Below are 3663 nucleotides of genomic sequence, written 5' to 3' on the forward strand. Positions count from 1 at the left end.
GTCGTTACCGGCACCGCCATGAAGGGTGTCTGCGCCCTTGCCGCCGATCAGCACGTCGTCGCCATCACCGCCGACCAGGGTATCGTTGCCCGCGCCGCCGTAGAGGATGTCGTTACCCTCGGTGCCGTACAGGGCATTATTGCCCGTATCGCCCAGCTGGTAGTGCTTGACGTCGGTGGAGACGTTGCCGTCGGCATCAACTGCCGTGGCCTTCAGCTCGCCGGTGGAGCCTTCGATACGCTTGAGCGCCGTGGTCCACTCGCCGTTGGTATCGGCTTTCACGGTGTCGATCAGCTTGCCGCTGGCGTCGGTGAGCTTCACGTCCGCCTCCGGCGCGGCGGACCCCGCCACCTTCATCTCGCGGAAACCGACCGTGCTCTCCGCCTTATCGTTGGTGTAGTAGTTGGCGCCCCGTATGCCGTCTCGGTTACTGTCGATCACCAGCGTTTGCGAGCTGCCGTTGACCAAGCCAGAGAAGACCACGATGTCGTTCGCTCCGCCCTGAACATCGGTCTTGTCCGAACGAGTCACCGTGCCTTCCATGGTCCTGGTCTCGTTCTTGTAGCCCGTCACCCACCCAAAGAAATACTGTGGCACCGCCTCGACCCAGGACAGCTTGTAGACATCGCCGACCTGGAAGTAAGCCGTTTCGTTACTACCCAGCTGCGAGGTGATCGACAGCTTGCTCGTCAGGCCAGTGTTCAACTGATTGGCACTGAGCATCTGGTCCTTGTTGCCACTGTTGACCGCCGTGCTGGAAGTACCAAAGTTATTGTCGGCCAGGCTTCCCCACACCTTCGAGAGCACGTTGACGTTGATTTCCTGTCCCGTCACGATGCTGTCGATGCTGACCTCGGGCGGCGCCACGGGCACGTCGATATCGACGTTCACCGCCGCTTCGATGCTCGAGACGCCCTTGTCGCTGATCGACGTGGCGCGAACATCGAACGCTTCGACGCCGGCATCCGGGCGTACGGTCAGACCGTTCAACTGACCGGGCTCGACGCGGTAGACGCCGTTCTGGCTGGCGACCACGTTGCCGTTGTAGAGAAGCTGCCCGCCGTCAACTACCACCTCGTAATAGTCGATCTCGCCGCTGGCCACGCTTCCGGCCAGATCGACCTTGTAGATCGTGCTCTCGACGTTGAGCGCGCCCTTGATATTGCTGACATCAACCACTTCGTTGGCTTCGGTGGAGCGTACCTCGAAGTCGACCACCGCCTGGCCCTTGCTGTCCAGGCGCACGGTCAGCGTCTGGTTTTCCGGGTTGAAGCGCGTCCAGTTGCTGTTGTAGGGGTCGTACCAGGAGGTTTCGTACTGCTCCTGCCCGTTGACGAAGACTTTGAAGGTATCGCGCGTGCCGCCACGCCCGGAGCGGCCGTCCTCCCAGCCGCCCTTGGCCTGCTGGGTCCAGCTCAAGGTGAAGGTTTCACCGGCATGAGCCGCGCCGAAGTCGAAGCGCACGGTTTCGGTATCCGCCGGCGGGCGCGGATCGTTGATCCAGCCATTGCCGGAGCCGCCTACGCCCAGGTCGGCGAAGCCGTCCTTAACGATGGTTTCCAGGCCTTGAACCGTTTCCACGGCCAGGGTGACCTCGGGAATCGGCTGCGTCTCCAGTGTCAAACCGACCGGCACATCGACGGCTTCGAAATTGCCATTGACCTCGATGACCTTAGCCACGACATCGCGATCTCCGTCGACGGTCACTTCTACGGTACCACGACCATTACGATCGAGTGTCACGGTATGGATCACACCATCGATATCCACCAGGGCCGTCGGGAAATCATTACCCGAGAAGCTATAGTGGCTCGGATCCGGCGGATTGGACGTGACGACTTCGAACACGATATCCGACTTGCCCGTGATGGTGGTGGTACCTGCGCTGAGTACCTCATTGTAGGCAATGGAGTGGATGAGATAGTCGTCGTCGAACCCGACCGCCGTGAACTCAGCACGCAGGAAGCTCTCTCCCGTGCCCGGCTCGAATCGGTAGGCTTGGTCGACACGGTCGGAACCGCCCGGTACGGACTCCTCTCGGGTGACCTGGCCATTGGCGTCATAGTAGGTCACTTTCGCCTGGGTCGAGGTTCCGCCACCGGAAACGATCGCATAGCCGACCGAATTCCCCTGGGCATTGATGAACTCGACCTTGGCCTTTTCGCTGTTGTTACGCCACGCGAACTGCACGTCGAAACTCTTGACTTCATTGTTGAAGTCGATAGCGATCTTCTGACTGACGCCATTGTTGCCAAATCCGAGTTCCCGACTGTCCGCGCCGCCTGAGGTCGGCCCCATGACGCCGAAGCCGTCATGAGCGGTGCCCGTCACCTTGGACAGGTTGGCAACCTGTCCATCGGTGCCATAAGCGGTCACCTTGAAGCTGTTGGATACATCGACATTGTCAACATCGATGAAGGAAGCCTTGGTGATGGTCGCCTTGAGGCTGACGGTCGTGACATCGATGCTATCGTCGATGTCGTAGGCCTTGGCATCGTTGACCAGCGTCCATTGCCAGGCGGTATCATCCCCGTCCACTGACAGGCCGGTGGGCAGGCCGATGATATCGTCATCCAGATAGACGTCGGGGTCGCTGTAGAAGTAATCCACCGAACCTACGCTATCGCCCGCCTTCACGGTGATCGCCTGTGTTTCTCCGTTGACCTCTAAGGTAAAGGTCTTGTCGACATCCACCGGGGCGCCCAGCTTGACGGTGTAGGTCACCGTCGAGGCGTCCTCGTCGCCTCCCGGATGCAGAAAAGAGCTCAATGTGGCAGTGACATCGACATTGACGGCGTAGTCGCGCTCGGTCGCACTTTCATACGGATTGCCAGCACGGTCCGTGCCCGTCACTTCAGCGGTAATCTGGTCGTTGACGGCCAGTGTCGATCCGGGCACGTCGATGGCGTAGGTCAAATCGTTGCCGACAAGGCCGGTGTAAGTCTGCTCGCCAACGGTCAAGGTGACGGTATCGCCCACGCTTGCATTGCCGCCCACGCGACCGGTCACGGTAATGGTCTGGGTCGCTTCGCGACCATCGATCACGTCGTCACCGGCGATGGTGTCGATGGAGATCGTGGCCTCGGGCGCGACATTCGAAACACCCTTGCTGTCCTGACTAATCGCTTGGTTACCCTGAGCATCGCGCACGGTCGCCGTGACGCTCACATTCGCGACTCCCTGGCCGACCGGCACTTCTACCTGTAGCCCTGTGTCCAGGTGAGCCTGGGTCACATCGCCTTGGAACAAGATCGCGCCGTTACCATCGACGACGCTCAGCGTATCACCTACTTGTGTGCCTTCTTCCAAGGTGATGGACGCCGTCACGCTACCGGGCTGGCCCTGCGCTATTTCAGCGATGTTGTAGATGCCGTCGCTGCCCGCACCGAGAAGCTCGACGGTCACACCCGGCTCATACACATCCAGCTCAACCGTGTCTCGAGCATCGATCTCGTTGCCGTTGCGATCGGTGGCCACGGCCTCGATGGTCAGATCGCCATCGACCAGGGTGCTGACATCCACGCCGTCCACGCTGTAGCTGCCATCCGCCCCTACTTCGGCAGTGGCGTTGATCACGTTGCCGTTCTGGTCGGTGATCGTCAGGCGGACGGTATTGCCCGGGGCCACGTCAACAGTGGTGCCGGTGATGTCGAGCGTCGCCGC

The 3663-nt window shown here is 60.6% G+C and carries 1 protein-coding gene; it reads right to left on the reverse strand.

What is annotated here, in order from left to right; translation table 11 throughout:
* Positions 1-3663: Ig-like domain-containing protein (locus tag BIS11_RS13040; protein ID WP_253586216.1), on the reverse strand; the 3663-nt coding region annotated here is incomplete at both ends.

The sequence above is a fragment of the Halomonas sp. 707D4 genome (assembly GCF_024158685.1).
In the GTDB taxonomy this organism is placed as follows: domain Bacteria; phylum Pseudomonadota; class Gammaproteobacteria; order Pseudomonadales; family Halomonadaceae; genus Vreelandella.